The organism is Chryseobacterium sp. AG363 (genome assembly GCF_003610675.1).
GTDB lineage: Bacteria > Bacteroidota > Bacteroidia > Flavobacteriales > Weeksellaceae > Chryseobacterium > Chryseobacterium cucumeris.
Genome location: NZ_RAQF01000008.1, coordinates 98,558 through 122,165, shown reverse-complemented (window position 1 = coordinate 122,165; position 23,608 = coordinate 98,558). Strand labels below are relative to the sequence as shown.

23 protein-coding genes are annotated in these 23,608 nt (G+C 37.6%); 18 read left to right on the top strand and 5 right to left on the bottom strand.

Going from position 1 to position 23,608, the window contains the following annotated elements; genetic code table 11:
- Positions 1 to 828 (top strand): ABC transporter permease, encoded by an 828-nt coding sequence (locus tag DEU39_RS23275; protein ID WP_110367868.1) that lies wholly within the window; start codon positions 1 to 3, stop codon positions 826 to 828.
- A gap of 1 nt (position 829) precedes the next feature.
- Positions 830 to 1,684 (top strand): glycine betaine ABC transporter substrate-binding protein, encoded by an 855-nt coding sequence (locus DEU39_RS23270; RefSeq protein ID WP_120233539.1) that lies wholly within the window; start codon positions 830 to 832, stop codon positions 1,682 to 1,684.
- Between the two features lie 67 nt (positions 1,685 to 1,751).
- On the opposite strand, the gene DEU39_RS23265 is transcribed toward DEU39_RS23270, so the two are convergent.
- Positions 1,752 to 2,141: a winged helix-turn-helix transcriptional regulator gene (locus DEU39_RS23265; RefSeq protein ID WP_120233580.1), complete on the bottom strand. Its 390-nt coding sequence runs from the start codon at positions 2,139 to 2,141 to the stop codon at positions 1,752 to 1,754.
- A 92-nt stretch (positions 2,142 to 2,233) separates the two neighbouring features.
- On the opposite strand from DEU39_RS23265, the gene DEU39_RS23260 reads away from it, so the two are divergent.
- Together DEU39_RS23260 and DEU39_RS23255 are read left to right on the top strand one after the other, a co-directional pair.
- Entirely contained in the window at positions 2,234 to 3,223 is a 990-nt protein-coding gene (locus DEU39_RS23260; RefSeq protein WP_062675371.1) for a zinc-binding alcohol dehydrogenase family protein, read from the top strand.
- Between the two features lie 3 nt (positions 3,224 to 3,226).
- Positions 3,227 to 3,697, top strand: coding sequence for a cupin domain-containing protein (locus tag DEU39_RS23255; RefSeq protein WP_120233538.1), 471 nt, complete (start codon positions 3,227 to 3,229; stop codon positions 3,695 to 3,697).
- 174 nt (positions 3,698 to 3,871) lie between these two features.
- On the opposite strand, the gene DEU39_RS23250 is transcribed toward DEU39_RS23255, so the two are convergent.
- Both DEU39_RS23250 and DEU39_RS23245 read right to left on the bottom strand, forming a co-directional pair.
- Positions 3,872 to 4,279 carry a thioredoxin fold domain-containing protein gene (locus DEU39_RS23250; RefSeq protein WP_228436887.1) on the bottom strand — a complete coding sequence of 136 codons (408 nt, stop codon included), beginning with the start codon at positions 4,277 to 4,279 and terminating at the stop codon, positions 3,872 to 3,874.
- Between the two features lie 50 nt (positions 4,280 to 4,329).
- Positions 4,330 to 6,399 (bottom strand): TonB-dependent receptor plug domain-containing protein, encoded by a 2,070-nt coding sequence (locus tag DEU39_RS23245; protein ID WP_120233536.1) that lies wholly within the window; start codon positions 6,397 to 6,399, stop codon positions 4,330 to 4,332.
- A 123-nt stretch (positions 6,400 to 6,522) separates the two neighbouring features.
- On the opposite strand from DEU39_RS23245, the gene DEU39_RS23240 reads away from it, so the two are divergent.
- The 9 genes from DEU39_RS23240 (at position 6,523) to DEU39_RS23200 (ending at position 16,577) form a co-directional block, all read left to right on the top strand.
- Positions 6,523 to 7,674 carry a homogentisate 1,2-dioxygenase gene (locus DEU39_RS23240; RefSeq protein ID WP_062675375.1) on the top strand — a complete coding sequence of 384 codons (1,152 nt, stop codon included), beginning with the start codon at positions 6,523 to 6,525 and terminating at the stop codon, positions 7,672 to 7,674.
- 171 nt (positions 7,675 to 7,845) lie between these two features.
- Positions 7,846 to 9,357, top strand: a complete 1,512-nt coding sequence (locus DEU39_RS23235) for a succinate CoA transferase (protein ID WP_047424366.1) — start codon at positions 7,846 to 7,848, stop codon at positions 9,355 to 9,357.
- Positions 9,358 to 9,576: 219 nt separating this feature from the next.
- Entirely contained in the window at positions 9,577 to 10,851 is a 1,275-nt protein-coding gene (locus DEU39_RS23230) for an acetyl-CoA hydrolase/transferase family protein (RefSeq protein ID WP_120233535.1), read from the top strand.
- A 137-nt stretch (positions 10,852 to 10,988) separates the two neighbouring features.
- Positions 10,989 to 11,780, top strand: a complete 792-nt coding sequence (locus DEU39_RS23225) for a hypothetical protein (protein ID WP_120233534.1) — start codon at positions 10,989 to 10,991, stop codon at positions 11,778 to 11,780.
- A 237-nt stretch (positions 11,781 to 12,017) separates the two neighbouring features.
- Positions 12,018 to 13,148, top strand: coding sequence for a 4-hydroxyphenylpyruvate dioxygenase (hppD, locus tag DEU39_RS23220; RefSeq protein ID WP_062675378.1), 1,131 nt, complete (start codon positions 12,018 to 12,020; stop codon positions 13,146 to 13,148).
- 71 nt (positions 13,149 to 13,219) lie between these two features.
- Positions 13,220 to 13,681, top strand: coding sequence for a hypothetical protein (locus tag DEU39_RS23215; RefSeq protein WP_114820841.1), 462 nt, complete (start codon positions 13,220 to 13,222; stop codon positions 13,679 to 13,681).
- Between the two features lie 52 nt (positions 13,682 to 13,733).
- On the top strand, positions 13,734 to 14,981 hold the full coding sequence (gene fahA, locus DEU39_RS23210; RefSeq protein WP_120233533.1) for a fumarylacetoacetase: 1,248 nt from the start codon (positions 13,734 to 13,736) through the stop codon (positions 14,979 to 14,981).
- 162 nt (positions 14,982 to 15,143) lie between these two features.
- Positions 15,144 to 15,965, top strand: a complete 822-nt coding sequence (locus DEU39_RS23205; protein ID WP_120233532.1) for a flavin reductase family protein — start codon at positions 15,144 to 15,146, stop codon at positions 15,963 to 15,965.
- Positions 15,966 to 15,977: 12 nt separating this feature from the next.
- Positions 15,978 to 16,577: a hypothetical protein gene (locus DEU39_RS23200; protein ID WP_120233531.1), complete on the top strand. Its 600-nt coding sequence runs from the start codon at positions 15,978 to 15,980 to the stop codon at positions 16,575 to 16,577.
- A gap of 53 nt (positions 16,578 to 16,630) precedes the next feature.
- Here the strand turns inward: DEU39_RS23200 and DEU39_RS23195 are convergent, their stop codons facing one another.
- Both DEU39_RS23195 and DEU39_RS23190 read right to left on the bottom strand, forming a co-directional pair.
- Positions 16,631 to 17,140, bottom strand: coding sequence for a hypothetical protein (locus DEU39_RS23195; protein ID WP_120233530.1), 510 nt, complete (start codon positions 17,138 to 17,140; stop codon positions 16,631 to 16,633).
- 48 nt (positions 17,141 to 17,188) lie between these two features.
- Entirely contained in the window at positions 17,189 to 18,031 is an 843-nt protein-coding gene (locus tag DEU39_RS23190; RefSeq protein WP_120233529.1) for an alpha/beta hydrolase family protein, read from the bottom strand.
- A gap of 61 nt (positions 18,032 to 18,092) precedes the next feature.
- On the opposite strand from DEU39_RS23190, the gene DEU39_RS23185 reads away from it, so the two are divergent.
- From DEU39_RS23185 to DEU39_RS23165, 5 genes are all read left to right on the top strand, one after another.
- The gene (locus DEU39_RS23185) at positions 18,093 to 19,349 is read left to right on the top strand and encodes a PKD domain-containing protein (RefSeq protein ID WP_120233528.1); all 1,257 of its coding nucleotides are present in this window, start codon (positions 18,093 to 18,095) and stop codon (positions 19,347 to 19,349) included.
- Positions 19,350 to 19,364: 15 nt separating this feature from the next.
- Positions 19,365 to 20,138: a HipA family kinase gene (locus DEU39_RS23180; RefSeq protein ID WP_120233527.1), complete on the top strand. Its 774-nt coding sequence runs from the start codon at positions 19,365 to 19,367 to the stop codon at positions 20,136 to 20,138.
- Positions 20,125 to 20,508, top strand: a complete 384-nt coding sequence (locus tag DEU39_RS23175; protein WP_062675386.1) for a DUF3037 domain-containing protein — start codon at positions 20,125 to 20,127, stop codon at positions 20,506 to 20,508. Before DEU39_RS23180 ends, DEU39_RS23175 begins: the two co-directional genes overlap by 14 nt.
- Before the next feature lie 21 nt (positions 20,509 to 20,529).
- The gene (locus tag DEU39_RS23170) at positions 20,530 to 21,564 is read left to right on the top strand and encodes an alpha/beta hydrolase (protein WP_120233526.1); all 1,035 of its coding nucleotides are present in this window, start codon (positions 20,530 to 20,532) and stop codon (positions 21,562 to 21,564) included.
- A 193-nt stretch (positions 21,565 to 21,757) separates the two neighbouring features.
- A complete protein-coding gene (locus tag DEU39_RS23165; protein ID WP_183037467.1) occupies positions 21,758 to 23,599 on the top strand; it encodes a carbon starvation protein A in 1,842 nt (613 codons plus the stop codon).
- Positions 23,600 to 23,608: the final 9 nt, after the last annotated feature.

The window sequence follows — 23,608 nt, the reverse complement described above, 5'->3', positions numbered from 1 at the left end:
ATGAATAAAACTATAGATATAGGTCAATATGTAGAAACTGCAATCAATTGGCTCACAGAAAACGGAAAACCTGTATTTGATGTCATAAAGCATCTGGGAAATTCCTCTATTATGGGGATTGAATGGGTTTTAACAAACACTCCTTTTTATGTAATCATTCTCTTTTTTACCCTGCTGGCACTATGGAAAGCCGGAAAAGGCATTGCTGTAGTAACGGCTGCCGGATTAAGTTTAATATTTTTAATGGGATTATGGAAAGAAACCATGGAAACGCTGGCTCTGATCTTTGTCTCCACCATTACAGCCCTTATCCTTTCTATTCCATTGGGAATTCTGGCCGCTAAAAGCAAAATAGCTGACAAAATCATTCGTCCTTTACTGGATCTGATGCAGACTATGCCCGCATTTGTCTATCTGATCCCGGCTGTACTGTTTTTCAGTATCGGTAAAGTACCGGGTGCTTTTGCAACGATTATTTTTGCCATGCCGCCAGCAGTTCGATTAACGACACTGGGAATTGAAGCCGTTCCGAAAGATATTGTGGAGGCTGCCAGAGCTTTTGGTGCCACCAACCGTCAGATTCTGTTCAAAGTAGAGCTTCCTTTAGCGATGAAAACGATTTTAACGGGAATCAATCAAACCATATTGTTATCATTATCCATGGTCGTTATTGCAGGAATGATTGCTGCAGGCGGTTTAGGGGAGAAAGTACTGGAAGGAATTAATAATCTGGATATCGGATTAGGATTTGAAAGTGGTTTATCCGTAGTGATATTGGCCATTATCCTCGACCGTATTACTCAGGGATTTGTAAAGAAAAAGCAATAAGATGAAACAATTTAAATATTTGTTTTTGCCCGTTTTAATGTTACTATTTACAGCATTAAGTTCGTGTGAAAACATAAAAAATTCTAAATATATTACCATAGGAATGGTAGACGGCTGGGCGGAAGATGTTGCAATGACGCACGTTGCTAAAGCTATTCTTGACCAGCAAGGTTATCATGTGATTATTCAAAAAGCTTCTACAGATATGATTCTGGCTTCGATGAATAATGAAGATACAGACCTTTTCATGGGAGTCTGGCTTCCTTACACTCATGCGAAAAAGCTTGCTAAATTTCCTGGGCTGACTCATCTTGGAACCAATTATGACAACGGTCGTATAGGATTAGTTGTACCTGAATACGTTCCTGTTAACTCCATTGAAGAGCTCAATCACAATAAAAATCAGTTCAATCAAAGAATCATTGGAATTGAAAAAGGAGCCGGATTAACCACCGGAACGGATAAAGCAATTATTGACTATAAACTGGATTATCATCAGATTAACTCTTCTACCATTGCCATGATCACCGAATTACAGAACGCTATCCAACGTAAAGAATGGATTGTGGTAACCGGATGGCAGCCTCACTGGATGTTCGGAAAAATGAAGCTTAAATTTCTTGATGATCCTCAAAAGATATATGGTGAAGCAGAAGAGATTAAAACTTACTCCAGAAAAAGCTTTGCAAAAGATCATCCTGAGCTGGCCAAATTCTTTTCAAAACTCCATTTTGATGATGAAAACATGTCCGATCTTTTAATGAAAATGGAACAGAGTAAAAACAAAGAAGCCACCGCCAAAGAATGGGTGAAAGATCACGCTGAGCTTGTACAGTCGTGGTTAAATAAAAATTAACAAAAAGATACTTCTTGATAGTATGAAAAATCCTCAACCTTAATCCGGTCTGAGGATTTTTTTTGATCTATTGTTCCGAAGAATTCATTGATTCTTTGATCTTTTCCCGATGAATGATCCCCCAATTCACCAATGTTTCTGTCACCGGAAATACAGATTTTCCATATTCGGTCACCGCATAAGTTACCGTAATCGGCTTTGTATCCTGAATGGTTCTTGTGATCAGGAGATTCGTTTCAAGTTCTTTTAATTCTTTACTCAACATTTTCGCAGAGATACCTTCTATACTGCGTTCCAGCTTTTTAAAATGGATCATCTGATCTGGTCTGTTGGTAAGATAACGCAGGATCATCAGTTTCCATTTTCCTCCTAAAACGTCCAGACTGTCCCGCATCGCGAACAATTCCTCTGTGCAGCTGGCTTCTCTTTCAATTCCGTTTTCAATGATTTTTGCCATAATAGTTTCATGAAGGTAACTAGTTACCATTGGTTAACTAGTAGCAAATATAAACTATTCCCGCTTTACATTTGTGTATCAAATTAACAATAATGAAAGCAGTTATTTTAAATAAGAACGGAGCACTGGAAAACGGACTGGCAGAACAGCCAAAACCTAAAAGCAATGAAGTTTTAATCCATATTAAAGCAAGTGGTTTCAATCCCATCGATTATCAGATGCTGGAAAATGAACTGGAACGAAAACTGATCAGTTCTCCGATATTAGGAAGAGAACTATCCGGAATTGTAGTGGATAAAGGTTCTGATGTTACAGAATTCAATATTGGAGATGAAGTCTATTGTGGCAGCGGTTCCATGGGAAGCAACGGCACTTACGCTGAATATATTGTCGTTCCTGAAGCCATTGTTTCCTTTAAACCAAAAAATATTTCATTTGAACAGGCGGCTGCCATTCCTTCGGCAGGTCTTACTTCTTTACAGATTTTTAACCGTTTGAAATTAAACCCCGAAAATACAGTTTTAGTAACAGGAGCAACAGGAGGAGTCGGTTCATTTCTGATTAAAATTTTATTAGCACATAATATCCAACAGATCACAGCCACGGTTGGCAGCGAGGAAAACAGACAGATTCTTCTCAATCTGGGATTGAAAAATCATCAGATCATCAACTATAAAGAAGAAAATCTAATCGGTAATATTCTAAAAGCCAATAATGATCAACCTTTCGAATATGGAATTGATCTGGTGGGAAACTATATGTCTGAAATCACCGCAGAAGTTTTAAAAATCAACGGAACGTATGTGGATGTGACAGCCTTGGTCACTAGAGATGCTCACGAAACCCTTTTCAACAAAGGAACTATGATTATGAATATCTCCAATTATATGTATGGAATGGTAAAAAAATACGAGTATTATAAAAACAGCTTGCTTACCATCAAAACACTTATTGAAAACGGAACGATTCTCCCTCCACAATATAGAACCGTTGGAAATCTTTCTTTGGATACCGTTCTACAGGCACATTCTATTCTAAAAAATAATCAGACTCAAGGTCATAAACTTATTATGAAACATTAATCTATGAATAAAATACCAAGACGAATCGTAACAGGAATAAAAGATGGAAAATCCGTTATTATAGAAGATCAACAAGTAGAAAACGCTGTGGAACACTTCCCGGGGCTTATCATTTCAGATGTATGGAATACCCAGACAACGCCGGCCAGCCTGGACTTTGAAACCCAAATTCCCAATACCGGATTTCCACAAACTCCTAAAAATGGTACTTACTTCCGATATGTAGTAGTTCCTCCTGATAAAGATTTAGGTGTAGAATGGAAAAAGAACGAACCTCATCCGATGATGCATCAAACGCCAACACTGGATTATATCATTATTCTTTCCGGCGAACTTTACCTCATCATGGAGGAAGGAGAAACGCTTTTGAAACCTGGCGACATCGTTATCCAGAGAGGAACGAATCATGCATGGAGCAACCGTTCTGACGAGCCTTGCATTCAGCTGGCGGTTTTGATTGATGCAGCGATCTAAATTTAGACTACTATATAAGATTTTACACGATTGTCATTCTGACGAAGGAAGAATCTCATGTAAAGCTTAGATTCTTCATTTCACTGCGTTACATTCAGAATGAGAGTGTCCTAATAATAAGATAGCAGGATTAATGTGGAATTGTGTATAATTGTCTATATTTAATCTTACACCTCACAAAGCAGAAATCTCCAACAGCTTCTGCTTCATTTTTTCAGGCGTCATCTGTCCTTCCTGATAATACACCAGATTCTGATGCTTATCCAGGAATATCCACAAAGGATAAACAGGTTGGTTTTTATTCTTAGACAAAGCCAGCGCCAACTCATGAATTCCGGAATTTCCATTCTGCAGATATTCAAACTCCTGATTCTGGAAATGAATTTTCTCCTTTGTCTTCTCTGGCTCAAAGTTGATAAAATAAAAGTGATCATTGATCATACTCACCAGCTCCTTATCTTTATTCATACGGAAAGACTCAATCTTACACACCGCACACCAATCTGTATAAAGATGGATCACAACCGGTTTAGGATTTTCTTTCTGCTGAACCTCAAGATCAGAAAAAGTGCCTGTCTTCATCTGAGACAGATAAAAACAGGGCACTAACATTAAAAATAAAGCTATTTTTTTCACTTTAAAGTATATTTTACTCCTAAGAAACCTCTGATTCCCTGCATCGGGGCATAACCGTATGCCGTATCAAAAGTATAATGATTAGGGTTGTTTATAGGATCATCAACATATTTATCAAACGGGTCAAATGGTCTCATCAAAGGGTCTTTAGGTCTGAAATTGAATAAATTTTTCATCCCGCAATACACTTCAAATCCGGATTTGAAACTCTTGGACACCTGAATATTGGCCAGAGAATAAAAGGGTGAATATTCAGGGCGGAAATCGTTTACTAAGACAGGTAATCGCATTGGACCGTAGAACTGTCCTGTAAAATCGATGGTCAGGTTACTCGCAAACTTATAGGTCAGGTTATAAGTTCCACTCCATTTTGGGGCATGCAGCTGCTGTGTTTTTTGATTTTCATTATCAAATTTCTGATAGACATCCAGATAAGTAACACCAAGATTGACACTCAAAGGAAACTGAAAACTAAAATCCACATTCAGAGAAGCACCTCTTGAAATTCCATATCCGTGAAGGTTGTCATAAATAATTTTATTAGGATCAGAATCAAAATCTCCTACAATTTTATTACTGAAATAAGTGTAAAATGCAGATGCATCAAGATTCACCATTCTGTTTCCTACGGGAATTTTCCAGATATAATTCAGGTTTCCATTAATAGATCTTTCCGGTTTCAGGTCAGATTTTACCACAACTTCCCTTGAACCTGTCAAAGCTGCGTGATCTTCTGTAAATAAATTAACCACTCTAAAACCTGTTCCAAAATTGAAACGTAAAGTATGATATGGATTGGGATTAAATTTCCATGCAAACCTCGGTGAGTGAACGGAGTGATGTATTTTATCATAATCATATCTGTATCCAATCAGCAAAGTATTTTTATCGTTGATTTCCCACTGATCCTGAATGAAAGCTCCCCAGATAGGAGATTTCATCGGTGCATTGGTGATGCCATCTGCATCGAGTGTTCCCGGAGTATTATCATCGTAAAAAGTTCTTTTGAAGGTAAGTCCGGCCGTGATATCATGTTTCCCGAAGCTCCTGTCCCAATACGTTTGCACAAAGGCTACCTTTTGTGTTGCATTGAATGGGTTTGATCCATAAAACGAATTCTGATCATGATAATTATAAGAAAACTGTGTCACGATATGCTCTTTCATCGGCCATTCGTACAATCCGAAAACCTCTGCTCTGTTGGTATAGATACTTTCTCCGTATACTTCGTCACTGCCGCGGAAAGATTTATTCCATTGCATTTCTCCCCCAAAGCGGTCTTCATACAGATACCTCAAAGCAAAACTTGCCTGTCTGTTTTCTTTTCTCTTAAAATTCCACTTGTTAAATACGGAAATTCTACTTTGTAAAGTGGTATCCGTGAAATTATCTTTATTCTGATCTATTCTTTCCTGAAAACTGAAATAATTTAAACTTAATAATGAAGCTGCATTCTTCCCTACGTTGAATTTAGTAGAAAGATCCAGATTATTTTCAAACCAGCTCGATGTCATCAGGTCAATACTTAATTTAGGAGCGGTCAGTGCATTTTTGGTGATAATATTGATAACCCCTCCCATGGCTTCAGAACCGTAGATGGAAGATGCAGGGCCTTTTACTACTTCAATTCGGTCAACCAAACTATTAGGAATTCCACTTAGTCCATAGACGGTGGAAAGTGAACTTACAATGGGCATTCCGTCAATCAGAATCATGGTGTAAGGTCCTTCTAATCCATTGATATGGATATCCCCAGTATTACAAACAGAACAATTCAACTGAGGTTTTACCCCATTCACCATGGCAATGGCCTCAAAAATACTGGGAGTAGGATTTTTCTGAAAAAATTTCTGACTGTAGATCTCTACGGCAACAGGACTTTTGGACCTGCTCATCGGTTTTATGGTACCGGTAACCACTACATCTTCAATGGTACTGGTCTTAAATTCCCTCTTCATAACCCTGGCAGAATCCTGACTTTTAGTCTGCTGCAAGCTCAAACTGTCCGTCTCCTGCGCAAAGCAATAGGTAGATAAAAAAGTAATAGAAAATAATATTCGCTTCATGAAATTAAAATTGTTAGACAAATCTAACAATTATTTTTCAAATACAAAACTTAATCCAGAAAATATAGGTTGAGCCAATTCATGAAAAATGATTAAATTTGAGAAACTACATATGAAAGTAAAATGAGATATCATCAATTGGGAAATATCCCACAAAAAAGGCATACGATCTTTAAGTCTCCGGAAGATAAATTTTACTATGAACAGCTTTTCGGTACAGAAGGCTTCCATGGTATTTCTTCTCTGTTATATCATATCCACCGCCCTACACAAATCAAATCTATCGGTGAGCCGAAAGATGTTACTCCAAAAATCGCTGTGGAAAAAAATGTGGCTCCAAGAATGTTTAAAGGAATGAACGTCACTCCTGAAGATGATTTTATGGACAGCCGAAAGATCCTTTTGATGAACAATGACCTGAAAATGGGATTGGCAAAGCCAAGAAAATCGATGGATTATTTCTACAAAAATGCAGAATGTGATGAGCTTTTGTATGTTCATAACGGAGCCGGAATCTTAAAAACATTTGTGGGAGATCTTGAATTCGAAACCGGAGATTATCTTATTATTCCGAGAGGAACCATTTATCAGGTAGAACTGAAATCTGATGATACAGTCTTTTTTGTACTGGAAAGCCACTCTCCTATTTATACTCCGAAAAGATACAGAAATGAATTCGGACAGCTTTTGGAACATTCGCCATTCTGCGAAAGAGATATCATTGCTCCTACTTACAGAGAACCCATAGACGAAAAAGGAGAATTCCTTATTAAAGTAAAAAAAGAAAACCAGATTACCGACTTCATCTACGCTACTCACCCGTTCGATGTCGTGGGCTGGGATGGCTATTTTTATCCTTATAAATTCAATATTAAAAACTTCGAACCGATTACCGGAAGAATTCACCAACCGCCACCGGTTCACCAGAATTTTGAAGGACACAATTTCGTAGTGTGCTCATTCTGTGCAAGAATGTATGATTATCATCCACAGGCTATTCCTGCTCCGTACAACCACTCTAATATTGATTCTGATGAGGTATTATTCTATACAGAAGGTGATTTCATGAGCCGTAACCACATTGATTTAATGGACTTTACCCTTCACCCTGGCGGAATTGTACACGGACCTCACCCTGGTGCTATGGAAAGAAGTATCGGCAAAAAATTCACGGAAGAATATGCCGTAATGGTAGACCCTTTCCGTCCGTTAAAAATTACAGAGGAAGCTTTAAAAGTAGAAGATCCTTCTTATAAAACTTCATGGTTAGAATAAATCATTAAAAATTATCAAAAAGTATTACTGAATACATACAAAAGACGCTTTAAATCCTTTATTTAAAGCGTCTTTTTTTGTAAATTTGTGAGGTATGGTTAACATATTGACCATCATTATTTTTCATATCGCATCCTAAGTAATGGTGGTTTAAAACAAAATCAATATTACATGTTAGAAAGAATCAGATTAGAAAGTTTACACCAAAAGGTAACCACAGCCGAAAACGCTGTAAAAATCATTAAAGACGGTATGACCATCGGGTCCAGCGGCTTTACAAAAGCAGGTGACAGCAAAGCCATTTTACCGGCATTGGCTGAAAGAGGAAAAACAGAAGACCTTAAGGTCACTTTGATGACCGGAGCTTCACTGGGGCACGGTACCGATGGAAAACTGGCGGAAGCCAATGTTCTGAAAAAAAGAATGCCATTCCAGGTAGACCCTATCTTAAGAAACAAAATTAACAACGGTGAAATTCTCTTCATCGACCAGCATTTAAGTGAAAGTGCCGAGCTTCTTCACACCAAAAATCTCCAAAGCATTGATGTAGCCATTATCGAAGCGGCTTATATTGAAAGAGACGGAAGCATCGTTCCTACTACTTCTGTAGGAAATTCTGTGACTTTTGCGGCTTTGGCTAAAAAGGTTATTATTGAAATCAATACGGAAGTTCCTGAAGAAGTTTATGGAATCCATGATATCTACCAGGCCGAAGATTATCCTTACAGAAATGTTATTCCGATTGTTGCGCCATGGAACAAAATCGGGAGAAAAAGCATTCCTGTAGATCCTGAAAAAATTGAGGCTATCGTATTTACCAACCGTAAAGACAGTCCGGCTGATATTGCAGAACCGGACGAAAAAACAACAGCAATCGCCAAACATCTTCTTGCCTTTTTTGAAAATGAGGTCCTTCTAGGACGCCTTACAGACCGCTTACTTCCTCTGCAGGCAGGTATCGGTAAAGTAGCCAACGCTGTTCTGACAGGGTTCAAAGACAGTAATTTTTATGATCTGACGATGTTTTCCGAAGTGCTTCAGGACAGTACATTTGATCTGATCGATTCCGGTAAGCTAAGTTTTGCTTCGGCATCATCCATTACCGTTTCTCAGGAATGCTATGAAAGAGTATTAGGAAACCTTTCAAAATATAAAGACAAATTCGTTCTAAGACCTCAGAATATTTCAAATACTCCGGGATTGATCAGAAGGTTAGGAGTAATAGCTATCAATACAGCTATTGAATTCGATATTTATGGAAATGTAAACTCTACTCATATCGGAGGAACCAAAATCATGAACGGAATCGGAGGTTCCGGAGACTTTGCAAGAAATGCTTATTTAAGTATTTTCGTAACTCAGGCTGCTTCAAAAGGCAACAATATATCCCACGTCCTTCCAATGGTTTCTCATACTGACCATACAGAACATGATGTAGATATTCTGGTAACAGATGTTGGTTTGGCTGACTTAAGAGGATTAGCGCCAAGAGAAAGAGCTCAAAAAATCATCGATAATTGTGTTCACCCGGATTATAAAGAAGAACTACAGTCTTACTTCGACAGAGCTTGTGAAAGAGGAGGTCATACCCCTCATTTATTGGAAGAATCTTTCAGCTGGCATTTACGATTTGCAGAAACCGGAAGTATGAAACAGAAAACTGCAGTAGAAACTGCTAATTAAGATTTTTATCAAAATAACAGATAAAACAAAAGGACTGAATGCCAACACATTCAGTCCTTTCTATTTTAAATCAAAGGTGGTTTATTGGTATGATAAAAGTCTGTTCAATATCCTCAAAATATTTATATGAATATAAAATTATAAAGATTATCTTTGAAAGAAGAGCGGTATTTTTTTGAATTATAAAATTATCTTAACACCTTTTTAAAAAGACAAAATATGAATAATTACATCAGCGCAGAAGAAGCAATATATACGATAAAAAGCGGTAACCGTGTCTTTTTTCACGGTAGTGCCTGTACTCCCAATTATCTTATTGATGAACTGGCAAGACAGTCTAATCGTTTGCAAAATGTGGAGATGGTTTCCATTACCCAGCAGGGAAATGTGGAAATCGCAAAACCACAATACAAAGACAGCTTTTTCATTAACTCCTTATTTGTTTCCACACCTGTGCGTGATGCTGTGAATTCTGACCGCGGAGACTTTGTTCCCGTTTTCTTAAGTGAAATTCCTATTTTATTCAGAAAAAATATTCTGCCTCTTGATGTAGCTATTGTTACGGTTTCTCCACCCGACAAACACGGTTTTTGTACGTTGGGAACTTCAGTGGATATTGCGAGAGCCGCTGTAGATACGGCAAAAATCATTGTGGCCATCGTTAACCCAAGAATGCCAAGAACCCACGGGGACGGAATGATCCACATCAGCAGAATCCACAAGCTGGTTTGGCATGAAGAGGAACTCCCAACAGTAGATTATGGTTCCAAAGTAGGTCCTGAAGAAATGCTCGTAGGAAAAAATGTAGCAGAGCTTATTGAAGACAGATCGACCCTTCAGATGGGAATTGGAACCATTCCTGATGCGGTTCTGAAATGCCTTACCAATCACAAGGATCTGGGAATCCACACAGAAATGCTTAGCGACGGTGTTATTGACCTGATTCAAAATGATGTAATCAACAATAAATACAAGGGTTACAACGATAATAAAACCATCACAAGTTTCTGTTTCGGAACCCGGAAACTCTATGATTATGTGGATGATAACACTGTTTTTGCTTTCAGGGATGTAAGCGAGGTTAATTTTCCTATCAATATCATGAGAAACAAAAAGATGGTAGCCATCAATTCTGCCATTGAAATAGACCTTACAGGCCAGGTGTGTGCCGATTCTATCGGAACACTCCAGTACAGCGGAATTGGAGGTCAAATGGATTTTATGCGCGGTGCAGCTTTAAGTGATGAGGGAAAACCTATCATAGCCATTACCGCAAGAACAAAAAAAGGAATTTCCAGAATCGTTCCCTTTCTTAAGCAAGGCGCTGGTGTAGTTACTACAAGAGGGCATATTCACTATGTTGTAACTGAATACGGAACAGCTTATCTGTACGGAAAAAACCTTCGCCAGAGAGCACAGGAACTTATCAGCATTGCCCATCCGGATGACAGAGAAATGCTGGAAAGAGCTGCTTTTGAAAGATTTAAACACTGATAATCAAACCATAAAGTTTTCAAAACTATTTTTGCTATAAAAATTAAAACAAATTTTGAATTTAACATCATAGAATCATATGAAAATATTAATTTTTTGGCAGTATATTTGATAAAATTCATTCAAAAACAAGGAAATTGAAAACTATATATAATTCGATACGAGACGAAGTGGTAAAACATTCCAAGGTGAGGAATTCTGTTTTGGGGAATGTGAATGAATGGAAAAGAAGCCATTATATTATTCTTTCCGAAATTATTAAAGACGAGCTTTCTGAAGCTGAAGAACTGAAAGGAGGAAAAAAATTTGAAATCGGAAATACCATTTCTCATGTTACTCTTCAGCGTTTTTTTGAAAATGATTATCAGGATAAAACCCATAGTGACCTCAGATTTCTTAAAACACTTGATAAAATCTGCATCTTCTTAGGATACAAAGATCTTAATGATTACATCCTTACGATAAGATATAAGAAAGTTGACGACAAAGAAATTGATGACCAGTCCTATCTAACCCAAATGGTTTATGATTATTGTGCATCGGCTTTTGAGTTTTATAAGCTATTCCCCGTTCACAATACCGAACTTTTAAAAGGTCTGGTATTTGAAGATTCTCCTTTTTTAGAAAGGGCTTCACAATTCAGTAAAGAACTGTGTGACAAGGATTTCCATCTGGTAACAAAAAATAACAGATCCAACTACGAGGTATTTGATATCCATGTGGTTACTGATGAACCTGACAAAAAAATTCTGGAATCACAGGAATTCTGGAATCTTCTGTTTAAAGTAGGAGAAACCGGAGAAGAACATTTTGTCAATCAACTGAGTACACAAATTTATTTTATCAAAAAAATAAATAATACCTGGAAAATCTGGGACAATTATAATCCTGATGCAGGAATGCTCAACAGAAAAATTGAAACAACCTAAAATAAGAAAGCCGTAGAGAGTATCTACGGCTTTCATGTTTCGAAATATTTTTTTTCACTTGTCTTTTGTATAACAAATGTAGGCAGATGATTTTAGACTTATGAAACTTAAATATACTTAAGTAAACTCTTCTTTAACGTTATGTTAAATATATTCAATGAATCCTTGGGAATATTTTCGCCATATCTAAGAATTTTGTAATTTGCATACCAATAAAATAAAAGTAAAAGAGAAAATATGTCAACACTTACATTTGCCGAGAAAATAGCTCAAGCAGAAAATTTCTTACCGATTAACGGTACAGATTATATTGAGTTTTATGTAGGAAATGCAAAACAGGCTGCCCATTATTACAAAACCGCTTTCGGTTTTCAGTCTGTAGCTTATGCGGGTCCTGAAACAGGAGTAAGAGACCGTGCATCTTATGTGCTTCAACAGGGAAAAATCAGATTGGTATTAACAACAGGACTTAAATCTGACTCTCCTATCAGCGAGCACGTAAAAAAACATGGTGACGGAGTAAAAATTTTGGCACTTTGGGTAGATGACGCTTATGCAGCTTTCGAAGAAACAACTAAAAGAGGTGGAAAACCTTATTTAGAGCCTGTAACGTTAACTGATGAGCATGGTGAGGTAAGAATGTCCGGTATCTATACATACGGAGAAACCGTTCACATGTTTGTAGAAAGAAAAAATTATAACGGAGCTTTCATGCCTGGTTATGAAAAGTGGGAAAGTGATTATAAGCCTGAAGAAGCAGGTTTATTATACGTAGACCACTGTGTGGGAAATGTTGACTGGAACAGAATGATCCCAACTGTAGAATGGTATGAAAAAGTAATGGGATTTGTAAACATCCTTTCTTTTGATGACAAGCAGATCAACACAGAATATTCTGCATTGATGTCTAAAGTAATGTCAAACGGAAACGGATATGCTAAATTCCCGATCAACGAGCCTGCAGAAGGTAAAAAGAAATCTCAGGTAGAAGAATATCTTGATTTCTATGAAGGTGAAGGAGTTCAGCACATCGCTGTGGCAACAAAGGATATTATCCACACCGTAACTGAATTGAAGAAACGTGGTGTAGAGTTCCTTTCTGCTCCACCGGAAGCTTATTACGACATGGTTCCTGAAAGAGTTGGTCATATTGATGAAGATCTTAAAAAACTTCAGGAGTTAGGTATACTTATTGATCATGATGAAGAAGGATACTTATTACAGATCTTTACGAAGCCTGTAGAAGACCGTCCTACTCTATTCTTCGAAATTATTGAAAGACACGGCGCACAGAGTTTTGGTGCCGGAAACTTCAAGGCATTGTTCGAAGCATTAGAAAGAGAGCAGGAAAGAAGAGGTAATCTTTAATTTTACATTAGAAAATATAAGTTTTGTCAGAATACAGTATTCTGGCAAAACTTTTTTATAAAACACAGTATATGAGAAAACTTTTAATCGGGATTTTTCTTCTGGGAACCTTAGGGCTTAAAGCCCAATATGGAACTTTGAATGAAATCCTTAACCGACTTGAACAAAGAAAAGGCATCAATCAGCATCTTGAAAATGTAAATATTGACAACAAAAAGTTTGTTTTTATTAAAGATGAAGCCGACCATACGGAGAGGGACTTTATTATTATCAAAGGGAATAATGCCACCTATGTAGAAGTTTTCGATGATAAAGCAACTGGAGAAAGCAGTTCCAATGTTTTCACCGGTGATATCATCAGGAAAAAAAATATTATTTCTTTAAGAGCAGACATGCTTGAAAACAAAAAAATCCCAATGCCTGTCACGAAGACTTTATTGCTGACACAACAGGACAATATTCTGTACCTTATTGATGTCAATACCAGAGACAGATGGATTGATGAAGCCTCTTACTCAAAAAAGACCAAATAAATGTTCCGGGGAATTCTCCGGATGATATTGAATCTAACTAAAATCTAAACTTATGAAATCATTTGTAGACTATTCCTCAAATTCGGATTTTTCTATACACAATATTCCTTTCGGAGTCGCAGTTTTTAACAAAGAATATATCGGATGCTGTACAAGAATCGGAGATCAGGTCATTGACCTTGCTACATTGTACGATCTTGGGTATTTTGAAGATATTGAAGGATTAGACGACAATGTTTTTGAAGCGTATACCATCAACGAATTTATCGAGCTGGGTAAACCTGTTACCAACGCTGTTCGTACTAAAATCCAAACCTTATTACAGGAAGGATCAATTTTATCAAAAGATCAGAAAACTATTGAAGAAGCTTTCTATGACCTGGATAAAGTAAAAATGATGATGCCTGTGCACATCCCGAACTACACGGACTTCTACAGCAGCATCGAACATGCTACCAACGTAGGAAAAATGTTCCGTGACCCTGCCAATGCTTTATTACCCAACTGGAAACATTTACCGGTAGGTTACCACGGAAGAGCATCTTCTATCGTAGTATCCGGAACGGAAATCAACCGTCCTAAAGGTCAGATGAAGCCTGCAGATGCAGACAAACCAGTTTTCGGACCATGTAAACAACTGGATTTCGAACTGGAAATGGCCTTTATCATCAATAAAAATACAGAGATGGGAGAAAGTATCTCTACCAAAGATGCAGAAGATGCGATCTTTGGAATGGTTGTTTTCAATGACTGGTCTGCAAGAGATATTCAATCCTGGGAATATGTTCCGCTAGGGCCATTCCTTGCGAAAAACTTCGGTTCATCCATTTCTCCATGGGTGGTTACACTTGAAGCTTTGGAACCATTCAGAACTGCTTCTCCAGTGCAGGATCCTGAGGTTTTAGACTATTTAAAATTTGAAGGTGATAAAAATTACGATATCAACCTTGAAGTATATATCCAGCCTGAAAACGGAGATCAGAATCTGATCTGTGAAAGCAACTACAAACACATGTACTGGAATATGACCCAGCAACTGGCACACCATACCGTAAACGGATGTAATGTGGAAGTAGGTGATCTATATGCCAGCGGTACTATTTCCGGAAGTGATCCAAAGTCTTTCGGTTCTATGCTTGAGCTGACATGGAGAGGACAAAATCCTTTATCATTAAGCAACGGAGAAGAAAGAAAATTCATTGAAGACAATGATACGGTTACCATGAAGGCCTGGGCTGAAAAAGACGGTGTGAGAGTAGGTTTCGGGGAAGTTTCCGGTAAAATCATTCCAGCACTTTAATTTTTATCTAAATTTTAGCTCTGCACAATACTACTATTAAACCTTATAGGTTTTGAAAACCTATAAGGTTTGGTGGATGACATCGCTAGAAATATACTGCTTAACAGTTAGTATTCGAAATGTCATGCTGAGCGGAGTCGAAGCATCTTTTAAAGTAAAAACATGAAAACAGTAATCCCCTCCGAGATAACCTCCGTACAACTACAGACCATTATGCAGACGGCCGTTTCACCACGACCGATTGCAGTGGCATCTACTGTAGATAAAGACGGTAATAATAACTTATCTCCTTTCAGTTTTTTTAATATGTTCAGTACGGTTCCTCCGATTTTGATTTTTTCACCATCGAGAAGGGTTCGTGATAATACCACCAAACATACGCTGGAAAATGTTATTGAAGTACCTGAAGTAGTCATCGGAACAGTCAATTTTCCGATTGTACAGCAGATCTCTTTAGCTTCTACAGAATACGAAACCGGAGTGAATGAATTTATCAAATCCGGCCTTACCATGAAAGATGCAGACCTTGTTCAACCTAAGCTTATTGAAGAATGCCCTGTTAACTTTGAATGTAAGGTTTTAGAGGTAAAATCATTGGGTGATCAGGGCGGAGCAGGAAATCTGGTAATCTGTGAAGTTCAGAAAATCCATATCAGAGAAGAATATTTGAATGAAGCAGGAAATCTGGATCAGAAAAAACTGGATATGGTAGCCCGTTTAGGCAGCAACTGGTATTCCAGAAGCAATGAAAACAGTCTTTTTGAAGTACCCAAACCTTTGGTAACAAAAGGAATCGGTTTCGATCTGCTGCCAGATTCTATTAAATACAGTAAAGTCTTTACAGGAAATGACCTTGGAATGCTTGCCAATACGGAAGTATTACCAGCCGGAGACTTTCATGCCGATGAAAACATCCATCTAGATGCCCAGAAATTACTTCTGGAAAGTAAAATTGAAGAAGCCTGGAAGATTTTAATTAAGTAGTCTGAATTATAGATGAAAAAATATATATTCTTCCTTTTTCTCTTAATCACCTTACAGTCATGTTATTATCCTGTAAGAAAAGATTACGGGATTTACAGCAAATCATTGGTATTTTCGAAGGACAAAAAGTGGCTGATTAACAACATCAAAACGGATGTAGATTCGCACCACCGGGAAATGATGAACAAGGAAGCATTTCAACTATTCCAGGATTTAAGCAATGGCAAAGCCTTTGACTTAAAAACGGCAAAAGCAGAAAATATCATTCAGAATAGTATTCCTTTTGATCCGGAAACTGAAGATCTTGAGGTATTGAAAAGAGATTCTGATTTCAATTTCCTGGTAAACATCTACACCATGAAAGTGCGAAACGGTCTAGACAATTCAATGGGAACGCAATATGAATATAAAAAAAATGAAACTTTTGCAACGATGGATGTCTATGATATCAGCACTATGAAGAAAATATATTCTCTCAAAGCATATTCAGAAGTTTCGGTGGAAAAAGATCAAAAGGTGACTATCTTTGATCCTTCAACAGAAATGATGACTATGAAAAACTTTCGAAGTCTTTTAAAGGCAGTAAAAAAGAACGCTGTTAAAACGAACTAAAGATATCTATCGATCATCAATAAAAAAGGAGTGAAAGTTTCACTCCTTTTCTGTTATTTGGATTTAAGCGATTCTGAAACAGTAATTTTTCCTTTTTCAGCAAATTCTGTTGCTTTACCGTTTTTATCAATAGAAATATTCAGGTTGTCATTTTTAGCATCATAGTAAATGCTTGTGGCATATCCCGGACAGTCGTGTTGTTTGCATCCTGTCAGTTTGTAGATTCCATTTTCTGATGCAATAGGACTTTCCACGTTGAAATTCTTTACCATTTCATCATACTGAGCACCGGTAAGTTTTTTCAGTCTTTCTGAAATACCTTTATCTTCAAAGAATTTAATATCATGAGGATATTTACCCACGTTTTTGGTAATAACATTATCCGGAGCAGGAGCAGAAGGAGCTGCAGTTGCCGCTGAATCTGCTTTTGGAGTTGTTACGGAATCCTTAGGCATTACGGTTGCCAAAGTATCACTGCTTACAGAAGATTCGGTTTTTGTTTCTTTTTTACATGAAACAACACATAGTGAAAGCGCAAATGCGCCTGCAATAATTTTTTTCATAAATATATTTTATGGTGGTTACTATATAATAACGTAGTTTTAAATGTTTTATTTCAATTTTTCTTTGATAAAATCAATGCATTTTTCAGTTACAGTATGGAGATCTTTTGGTAAATCATTTCCTTCCCATGGTTCTTTTCCCCCGAAAGTATGGTTGGCATTTTCAATCAGAAAAAGCTCAGAATTAGGGTGAAGAATATGAAGATGTTCTGCCTGCTTCACCTCTACCGCTTCATCTTCTGTTCCATGAATAATCAGCATATGAGCTTTAGCCATTTCTGTAGCTCGTTCTACATCAAAACGGTGAATATCCTTTTCATAGTCTTCATAAAACTGATAATAATGAGGCATTTCCTGTTGTGTACGCCCATTTAAAGCATAGTAAACACCATTATTTTTCCAGTTCTCCAAGGCTTCTCCTTTTGGAAAACGATTTAAAGTATCCACACTAGCCAACGTAATCAACCCGTTAATTCTTTCATCTTCAAAAGTTTTAACAATAGAAATTCCTCCTCCTCTGCTGTGCCCGATCAGCACAATCTTTTCATCATCCACATGGGGATCTTTACTAAAGTGATCAATCACTACGCCAAGATCTGAAAGTTCTTTAGAATAATTATTATTTCCAAAAGCTTCAAGATCGCCGAAGTTGAGCGGATCATCGGTTGTTGTCCCGTTATGCGAAAAATTAAACTTGACAAAGAAAAAGCCTGCTTCCGCAAACTTTTCAGCCATCAGGTTCCAGGCTCCCCAATCTTTATACCCTTTATATCCGTGAACAAATATGATCAGGGGAAGTTTTTTTTGACTGTCTTTATAAAAAGCATCAGCAAGAAAACCTTTTGTTTCTTTATTTTCTAAGTATATATTCTTTTCTATAATCAAATTCATAAAACAAATGGGTTTTACTTAATATTATTTATATTTATAGGATGAATTCAAACTGAAATTTATGAAAAAAACTCTACTTTTTTTATCTTTAATTACATTTTCTTTCATCCTGAGCCAGACGACCAAAAGGGTATTCTTTATTGGAAACAGTTATACTTATGTTAACAATTTACCTGGTCTTATTCAAAGCATTGCTGCATCTAATGGTGATGTATTCGAACATCACAGCCAGACTCCGGGAGGTGCTACCCTGCAGGATCATGCCAACAATCCGAATGTCACTTCAGATATTAATCAGGGAAACTGGGATTACGTGGTATTACAGGAACAGAGCCAGCTTCCTTCGTTTCCCGATTCACAGGTACAAAATCAGGTGTATCCTTATGCTCTTCAGCTTTCCAATTTAATTAAAACAGCCAATCCTTGTGGAAATGTTATTTTCTATATGACCTGGGGCCGTAAAAATGGTGATGCAACCAACTGTCCAGGACTTCCCACAGTCTGCACATATCAGGGAATGGACACTCAAATTTATAACCGTTACATGGAAATGGCGATGAACAATGAAGGTATTGTCTCTCCTGTAGGTAAAGTCTGGAGAACGATCAGAGAACAAAACCCAGCAATTGAATTGTATGATCAGGATGAATCGCACCCGAGCTACATTGGTTCTATGGCAGCTGCGTATACATTTTATACGATTATATTCAAGAAAGATCCTACCCAGATTCCTTTTAATGGAAATCTTACTCCGGCACAGGCTCAACTGATCAAAGATATTGTGAAAACAGAAGTGTATAACCAGCCTGATAAATGGTATGTAACCAACAATGATGTTCACAGCAGATTCACTTATCAGCTTACCGGAGCAGGCACCGTTCAGTTTACGAATACAACCCAGAATGCAGCTAATTATTCATGGGATTTTGGCGATGGAACGACTTCTACGCTGGAAAATCCGACACACACCTATACTGTGGGAGGAAGTTATCATGTAAAACTTACTACAGATGCCTGCGGAGCAACTACGACCAAAACAAAACTGGTTGTTGTAAGCACATTACATACAGCAGAAACAACTATAGAAAATGGAATTCAAATCTATCCAAATCCTGTTCAAAACCTTATTTACATTGTTTCTAAAAAGAAATTTGAAGTAATTTCCCTTACAGAAGCTTCAGGAAAAATCATTCCTCATCATTTGAATAAAACAGAGACTGGCTACAGTATTTCACTTCAACATTTGACCAGCGGAGTTTATTTCCTGCAATATAAAACAGGAGAAAAGGAATTCACTAAAAAAATTATTAAAAAATAAGCTTATTTTTGCTGCATGCAGAATTTAAGAACTGTAACCGTGATGCGTTACATTCTGCCCTTGAGAGAAGGAGGATCTCTTCCGGCTCTGGCAGAAGCTGATGATGATTTCAAATATGTTTTAAAATTCCGTGGCGCAGGCCATGGGGTAAAAATGCTGATTTCCGAACTGTTGGGCGGGAAAATTACCGAAGCTTTGGGACTTAAAATTCCTGAACTTGTTTTCGTTAATCTTGATGCTGATTTCGGAAGAACGGAAGCCGATGAGGAAATACAGGATCTTCTGAAGTTTTCTGAAGGTCTGAATCTTGGGTTACATTATCTTTCCGGTTCTATTACATATGATCCGGGAGTAAGTGTGGATCCGCTTCTGGCTTCAAAAATAGTATGGCTGGATGCATTTATTACCAACATCGACCGTACTTTTAAAAATACGAATATGCTGATGTGGCATAAAGAACTTTGGATCATCGATAATGGTGCTTCGTTCTACTTTCACCACTCATGGCAGAATTTCGATGCAGCGGCCAAAACGCCTTTCAAATATGTGAAAGATCATGTGCTTCTTCCTAAGGCCAAAATGCTTGGTGAAGCGGATAAATTTGCCCATGAAGTTTTGAATGACACTCTTTTCAGAAATATTGTCAATATGATTCCTGAAGACTGGTTACACTGGAATGATGCTGACGAAACGCCAGAAGAAATCCGTGAGATCTATTTTCAGTTTATGAAAACCAGATTAGAAAATTCTCAAATCTTTGTAAACGAAGCGAAAAATGCAAGAGGATAAAATATATGAATATGCGGTAATACGCCTGGTACCTAAAGTTGAAAGAGAAGAATTTTTCAATATCGGACTGGTGATGTTTTCCAAGAAGGAAAAATTCATCAGAGTGGAATTCTATTTGTGTCCGGACAAATTTAAACTGATGCACAGCAAACTGGATTACGATGATATCATCCACAATCTTGAAAGCTTTCAAAAAATTGCTAACGGTGAGAAAGATGGCGGTCCTATTGCTTTTCTTGATATTCCGGAACGTTTCCGATGGCTGACAGCGGTAAGAAGTTCTGTAGTCCAGACCTCAAGACCTCATCCGGGAAAATCAAAGGATCTGAATGTTACTTTTGGTAAGCTTTTTGAGGAGTTAGTAAAGTAACACTTTTCTTAAAAATTTATTATGAATTTATCTACAAACAACATATCAATCTACAGGTTTTTCACAAACCTGTTTTTTGTTTTAATTATAGGATTTTCTAATTTATTTTTTTCACAAGAATTACCGTTAAGACCAAACAAAGCTTCTGCTATAAAAAGTACATTACTTCCTGAAATTGCATCAGTTTCCGAAGATATCGTCTACAAAACAAACAAAAAGGGGAAACCTCTCGCTCTTGATCTCTATACTCCCAAGAATGCCACCACTGAAAAGCTTCCGGTATTGATCTACGTTCATGGAGGCGGATGGGTAGAAGGTGACAAAGTGGTAAATGCAGATAATTATCTTGAAACGACTGTAAAAAAACTGATAGACAAACAATATGCGGTGATCAGTATTAATTATACGCTTTTAAGTGACAGCATTCATTTTCCTTTGCCTCTGGAAGACACCAAAGATGCCATAAGGTGGGTAAGAAAAAATGCAGAGAAATATCATTTCGACCCCAATAATATCGGGTTATTCGGGGCTTCTGCCGGAGCTCATCTTTCTCTGATGGCAGCCTATACACCAGACAATACTTATCTGGGTAATCCGGAACTTTCCTCTTATTCGGCTAAGGTGAATTATGTGATTGATCACTATGGCCCTGCAGACCTCAACAAACTTTTCCACACCAAATTAGGCACAATCCCGGTAGCACTCATTGGATTAATGTCCAAAAAAATTGTCGGTTTACAGGAAAATCTTGTCAAAGGAATTTCCGGGTTTGATATCAGAAAAAATCAGGACAGTGCTATTGACTATCTTAAAACGATTTCCCCTGCCTATTTTGTTTCCGGAGGAGTTCCAACTTTGATTGTTCAGGGGAATAATGATAAAATTGTCCCTTTAAGCCAGTCTAAAAAGCTTCACAGAAAATTAAACAGAGCTAAAATACAGAACTCATTGATCGTCGTTGATGGCGGAGTCCATGGCTTTGGCACCACTGATAAAGCTTATCTGGATCAAATTACGGATCAGATGGTGGAATTCATTCTTTCACAGAAGAAGTAATATATATACTCTCATCAAAATACAATTCAAATAACTATAAATCAAAACATTAACAAATACAAATATAATAAATTTGCTAGATTGATATACATATTGATATTTTTCATTGAGAATTAATTACCTTGGCTATTGTTTAAATTATTAACAACAAAAGCACCAATAATTTAATTTTTCATCAACAAAAATAAAGAATATGGAATCTTTAAACAATATCAACGCACTTACGCTCATCTTTGTATCTGTTCTTCTTTTTGCGATAGCTTACCGCTTTTATGGTATTTTCATTGCCAATAAAGTTCTCAGGCTCAATGACGGAAATACGACACCTGCTGTAGAATTTGCCGACGGTAAAGATTACGTGGCTACCAATAAAAATGTACTTTTCGGGCATCATTTTGCGGCTATTGCAGCTGCTGGTCCTTTGGTAGGACCTGTTCTTGCTGCGCAGTTCGGATATCTTCCGGGAGCTTTATGGATATTGATAGGATGCGTACTGGGAGGTGGTGTTCATGATATGATTGTGCTCTTTGCTTCAGTGAGACATAAAGGGCAAAGTCTAGCCACGATTGCTTCCAAAGAAATCGGGAAAGCAACGGGTACGGTGGCGGGTTTTGCAATCCTCTTCATTTTGATTCTTACGCTGGCAGGTTTATCTTTGGCTTGTATCAACGCGATGCACGAAGCTTCATGGTCTCTTTTTACAGTAATCATTACGATGCCTATTGCTATCATTATGGGATTGATTATGCGTTATAAAAAGAACAGTGTCCTGTTTGCAAGTATTCTGGGAGGAATTCTTCTGATTGCAGGGATTATTGGTGGACACACTCTGATGCAGAATCCTACAATGAATGGTTTATTTTCCTGGGATATTAAAACGATTTCTATAGCGATTCCTCTCTATGGTTTTATTGCTTCTGTATTGCCGGTATGGCTTCTTTTGGTTCCAAGAGATTATCTTTCAACTTATTTAAAAATCGGAACCATTATCATGCTGGCTATAGGAGTAATCGTTATCCATCCTACGATACAGATGCCTGCTATCACAGCTTTTGTTAATGGAGGTGGCCCTATTATTGGCGGGCCGGTCCTTCCTTTTATTTTCATTGTAATTGCGTGTGGAGCGATTTCCGGATTCCATGCGGTGATTGCTACGGGAACCACTCCGAAAATGCTTAATAAAGAAAGGGAAATTCTTTTTGTTGGTTACGGAGCAATGCTGGTAGAAGGTTTTGTCGCATTAATGGCACTTATTGCAGCATGTACGCTGATGCCTGGTGATTATTTTGCGATCAATACTCCCAAAGAGGCTTATGATTCATTTCTGGCAGCGCATCCTTCTTTGCACGGAGTAGATATTGATTATTACTCACAGAAAATAGGTATTGATCTGTACGGCAGAACCGGAGGTGCTGTATCTCTGGCCGTGGGAATGGCCCATATCTTTAACAAAATCCCGTACATGGATCAGCTGACGGCTTATTGGTACAATTTTGCCATTATGTTTGAAGCAGTATTTATTCTTACTGCTATTGATGCAGGAACAAGAGTCGGACGTTTCTTTTTACAGGAAATGCTTGGATCTGTTGTACCAAAATTCAATGATAAAAACTGGATTCCGGGAATCATTATCAGCAGTCTTCTTTTCACCTTTGCCTGGGGATATCTGGTGTACACCGGAAATGTGAACAGTATCTGGCCGTTATTCGGAATCAGTAACCAATTGCTGGCAGCCTGCGGGCTTATTGTCTGTACGACGATGCTGATCAGAATGAACAGGGGAAAATATGCTTTATGTTCGGCTATTCCAGGGGTGTTTATGGCTGGAATTACCTTCTGGGCAGGTTATATTCAGGTAACTGCCATTTATATTCCTAAAGGACAATATTTACTGGCAGCCTTAGCAATAACAGCCATGGTTCTGATGCTTATTGTATTTGCAGGAGCTTTCAGAAAGTGGTATCAGCTTCTTCAAATCAAAACAACTGAAATTGACCATTATGGTGAACCAGTGAAAGAACTGGTAGAAAGATAAGATTCAAAT

Bases quoted from the DNA above. Each gene is read 5' to 3' on its own strand.
- DEU39_RS23175 (WP_062675386.1), top strand. From the start codon at position 20,125: ATGCAAGAGGATAAAATATATGAATATGCGGTAATACGCCTGGTACCT.
- DEU39_RS23245 (WP_120233536.1), bottom strand. From the start codon at position 6,399: ATGAAGCGAATATTATTTTCTATTACTTTTTTATCTACCTATTGCTTT.
- DEU39_RS23200 (WP_120233531.1), top strand. From the start codon at position 15,978: ATGAAAAAATATATATTCTTCCTTTTTCTCTTAATCACCTTACAGTCA.
- DEU39_RS23215 (WP_114820841.1), top strand. From the start codon at position 13,220: ATGAGAAAACTTTTAATCGGGATTTTTCTTCTGGGAACCTTAGGGCTT.
- DEU39_RS23265 (WP_120233580.1), bottom strand. From the start codon at position 2,141: ATGGCAAAAATCATTGAAAACGGAATTGAAAGAGAAGCCAGCTGCACA.
- hppD (WP_062675378.1), top strand. From the start codon at position 12,018: ATGTCAACACTTACATTTGCCGAGAAAATAGCTCAAGCAGAAAATTTC.
- DEU39_RS23185 (WP_120233528.1), top strand. From the start codon at position 18,093: ATGAAAAAAACTCTACTTTTTTTATCTTTAATTACATTTTCTTTCATC.
- DEU39_RS23270 (WP_120233539.1), top strand. From the start codon at position 830: ATGAAACAATTTAAATATTTGTTTTTGCCCGTTTTAATGTTACTATTT.
- DEU39_RS23240 (WP_062675375.1), top strand. From the start codon at position 6,523: ATGAGATATCATCAATTGGGAAATATCCCACAAAAAAGGCATACGATC.
- DEU39_RS23260 (WP_062675371.1), top strand. From the start codon at position 2,234: ATGAAAGCAGTTATTTTAAATAAGAACGGAGCACTGGAAAACGGACTG.
- DEU39_RS23250 (WP_228436887.1), bottom strand. From the start codon at position 4,279: ATGAAGACAGGCACTTTTTCTGATCTTGAGGTTCAGCAGAAAGAAAAT.
- fahA (WP_120233533.1), top strand. From the start codon at position 13,734: ATGAAATCATTTGTAGACTATTCCTCAAATTCGGATTTTTCTATACAC.
- DEU39_RS23180 (WP_120233527.1), top strand. From the start codon at position 19,365: ATGCAGAATTTAAGAACTGTAACCGTGATGCGTTACATTCTGCCCTTG.
- DEU39_RS23275 (WP_110367868.1), top strand. From the start codon at position 1: ATGAATAAAACTATAGATATAGGTCAATATGTAGAAACTGCAATCAAT.
- DEU39_RS23195 (WP_120233530.1), bottom strand. From the start codon at position 17,140: ATGAAAAAAATTATTGCAGGCGCATTTGCGCTTTCACTATGTGTTGTT.
- DEU39_RS23255 (WP_120233538.1), top strand. From the start codon at position 3,227: ATGAATAAAATACCAAGACGAATCGTAACAGGAATAAAAGATGGAAAA.
- DEU39_RS23205 (WP_120233532.1), top strand. From the start codon at position 15,144: ATGAAAACAGTAATCCCCTCCGAGATAACCTCCGTACAACTACAGACC.
- DEU39_RS23230 (WP_120233535.1), top strand. From the start codon at position 9,577: ATGAATAATTACATCAGCGCAGAAGAAGCAATATATACGATAAAAAGC.
- DEU39_RS23165 (WP_183037467.1), top strand. From the start codon at position 21,758: ATGGAATCTTTAAACAATATCAACGCACTTACGCTCATCTTTGTATCT.
- DEU39_RS23235 (WP_047424366.1), top strand. From the start codon at position 7,846: ATGTTAGAAAGAATCAGATTAGAAAGTTTACACCAAAAGGTAACCACA.
- DEU39_RS23170 (WP_120233526.1), top strand. From the start codon at position 20,530: ATGAATTTATCTACAAACAACATATCAATCTACAGGTTTTTCACAAAC.
- DEU39_RS23190 (WP_120233529.1), bottom strand. From the start codon at position 18,031: ATGAATTTGATTATAGAAAAGAATATATACTTAGAAAATAAAGAAACA.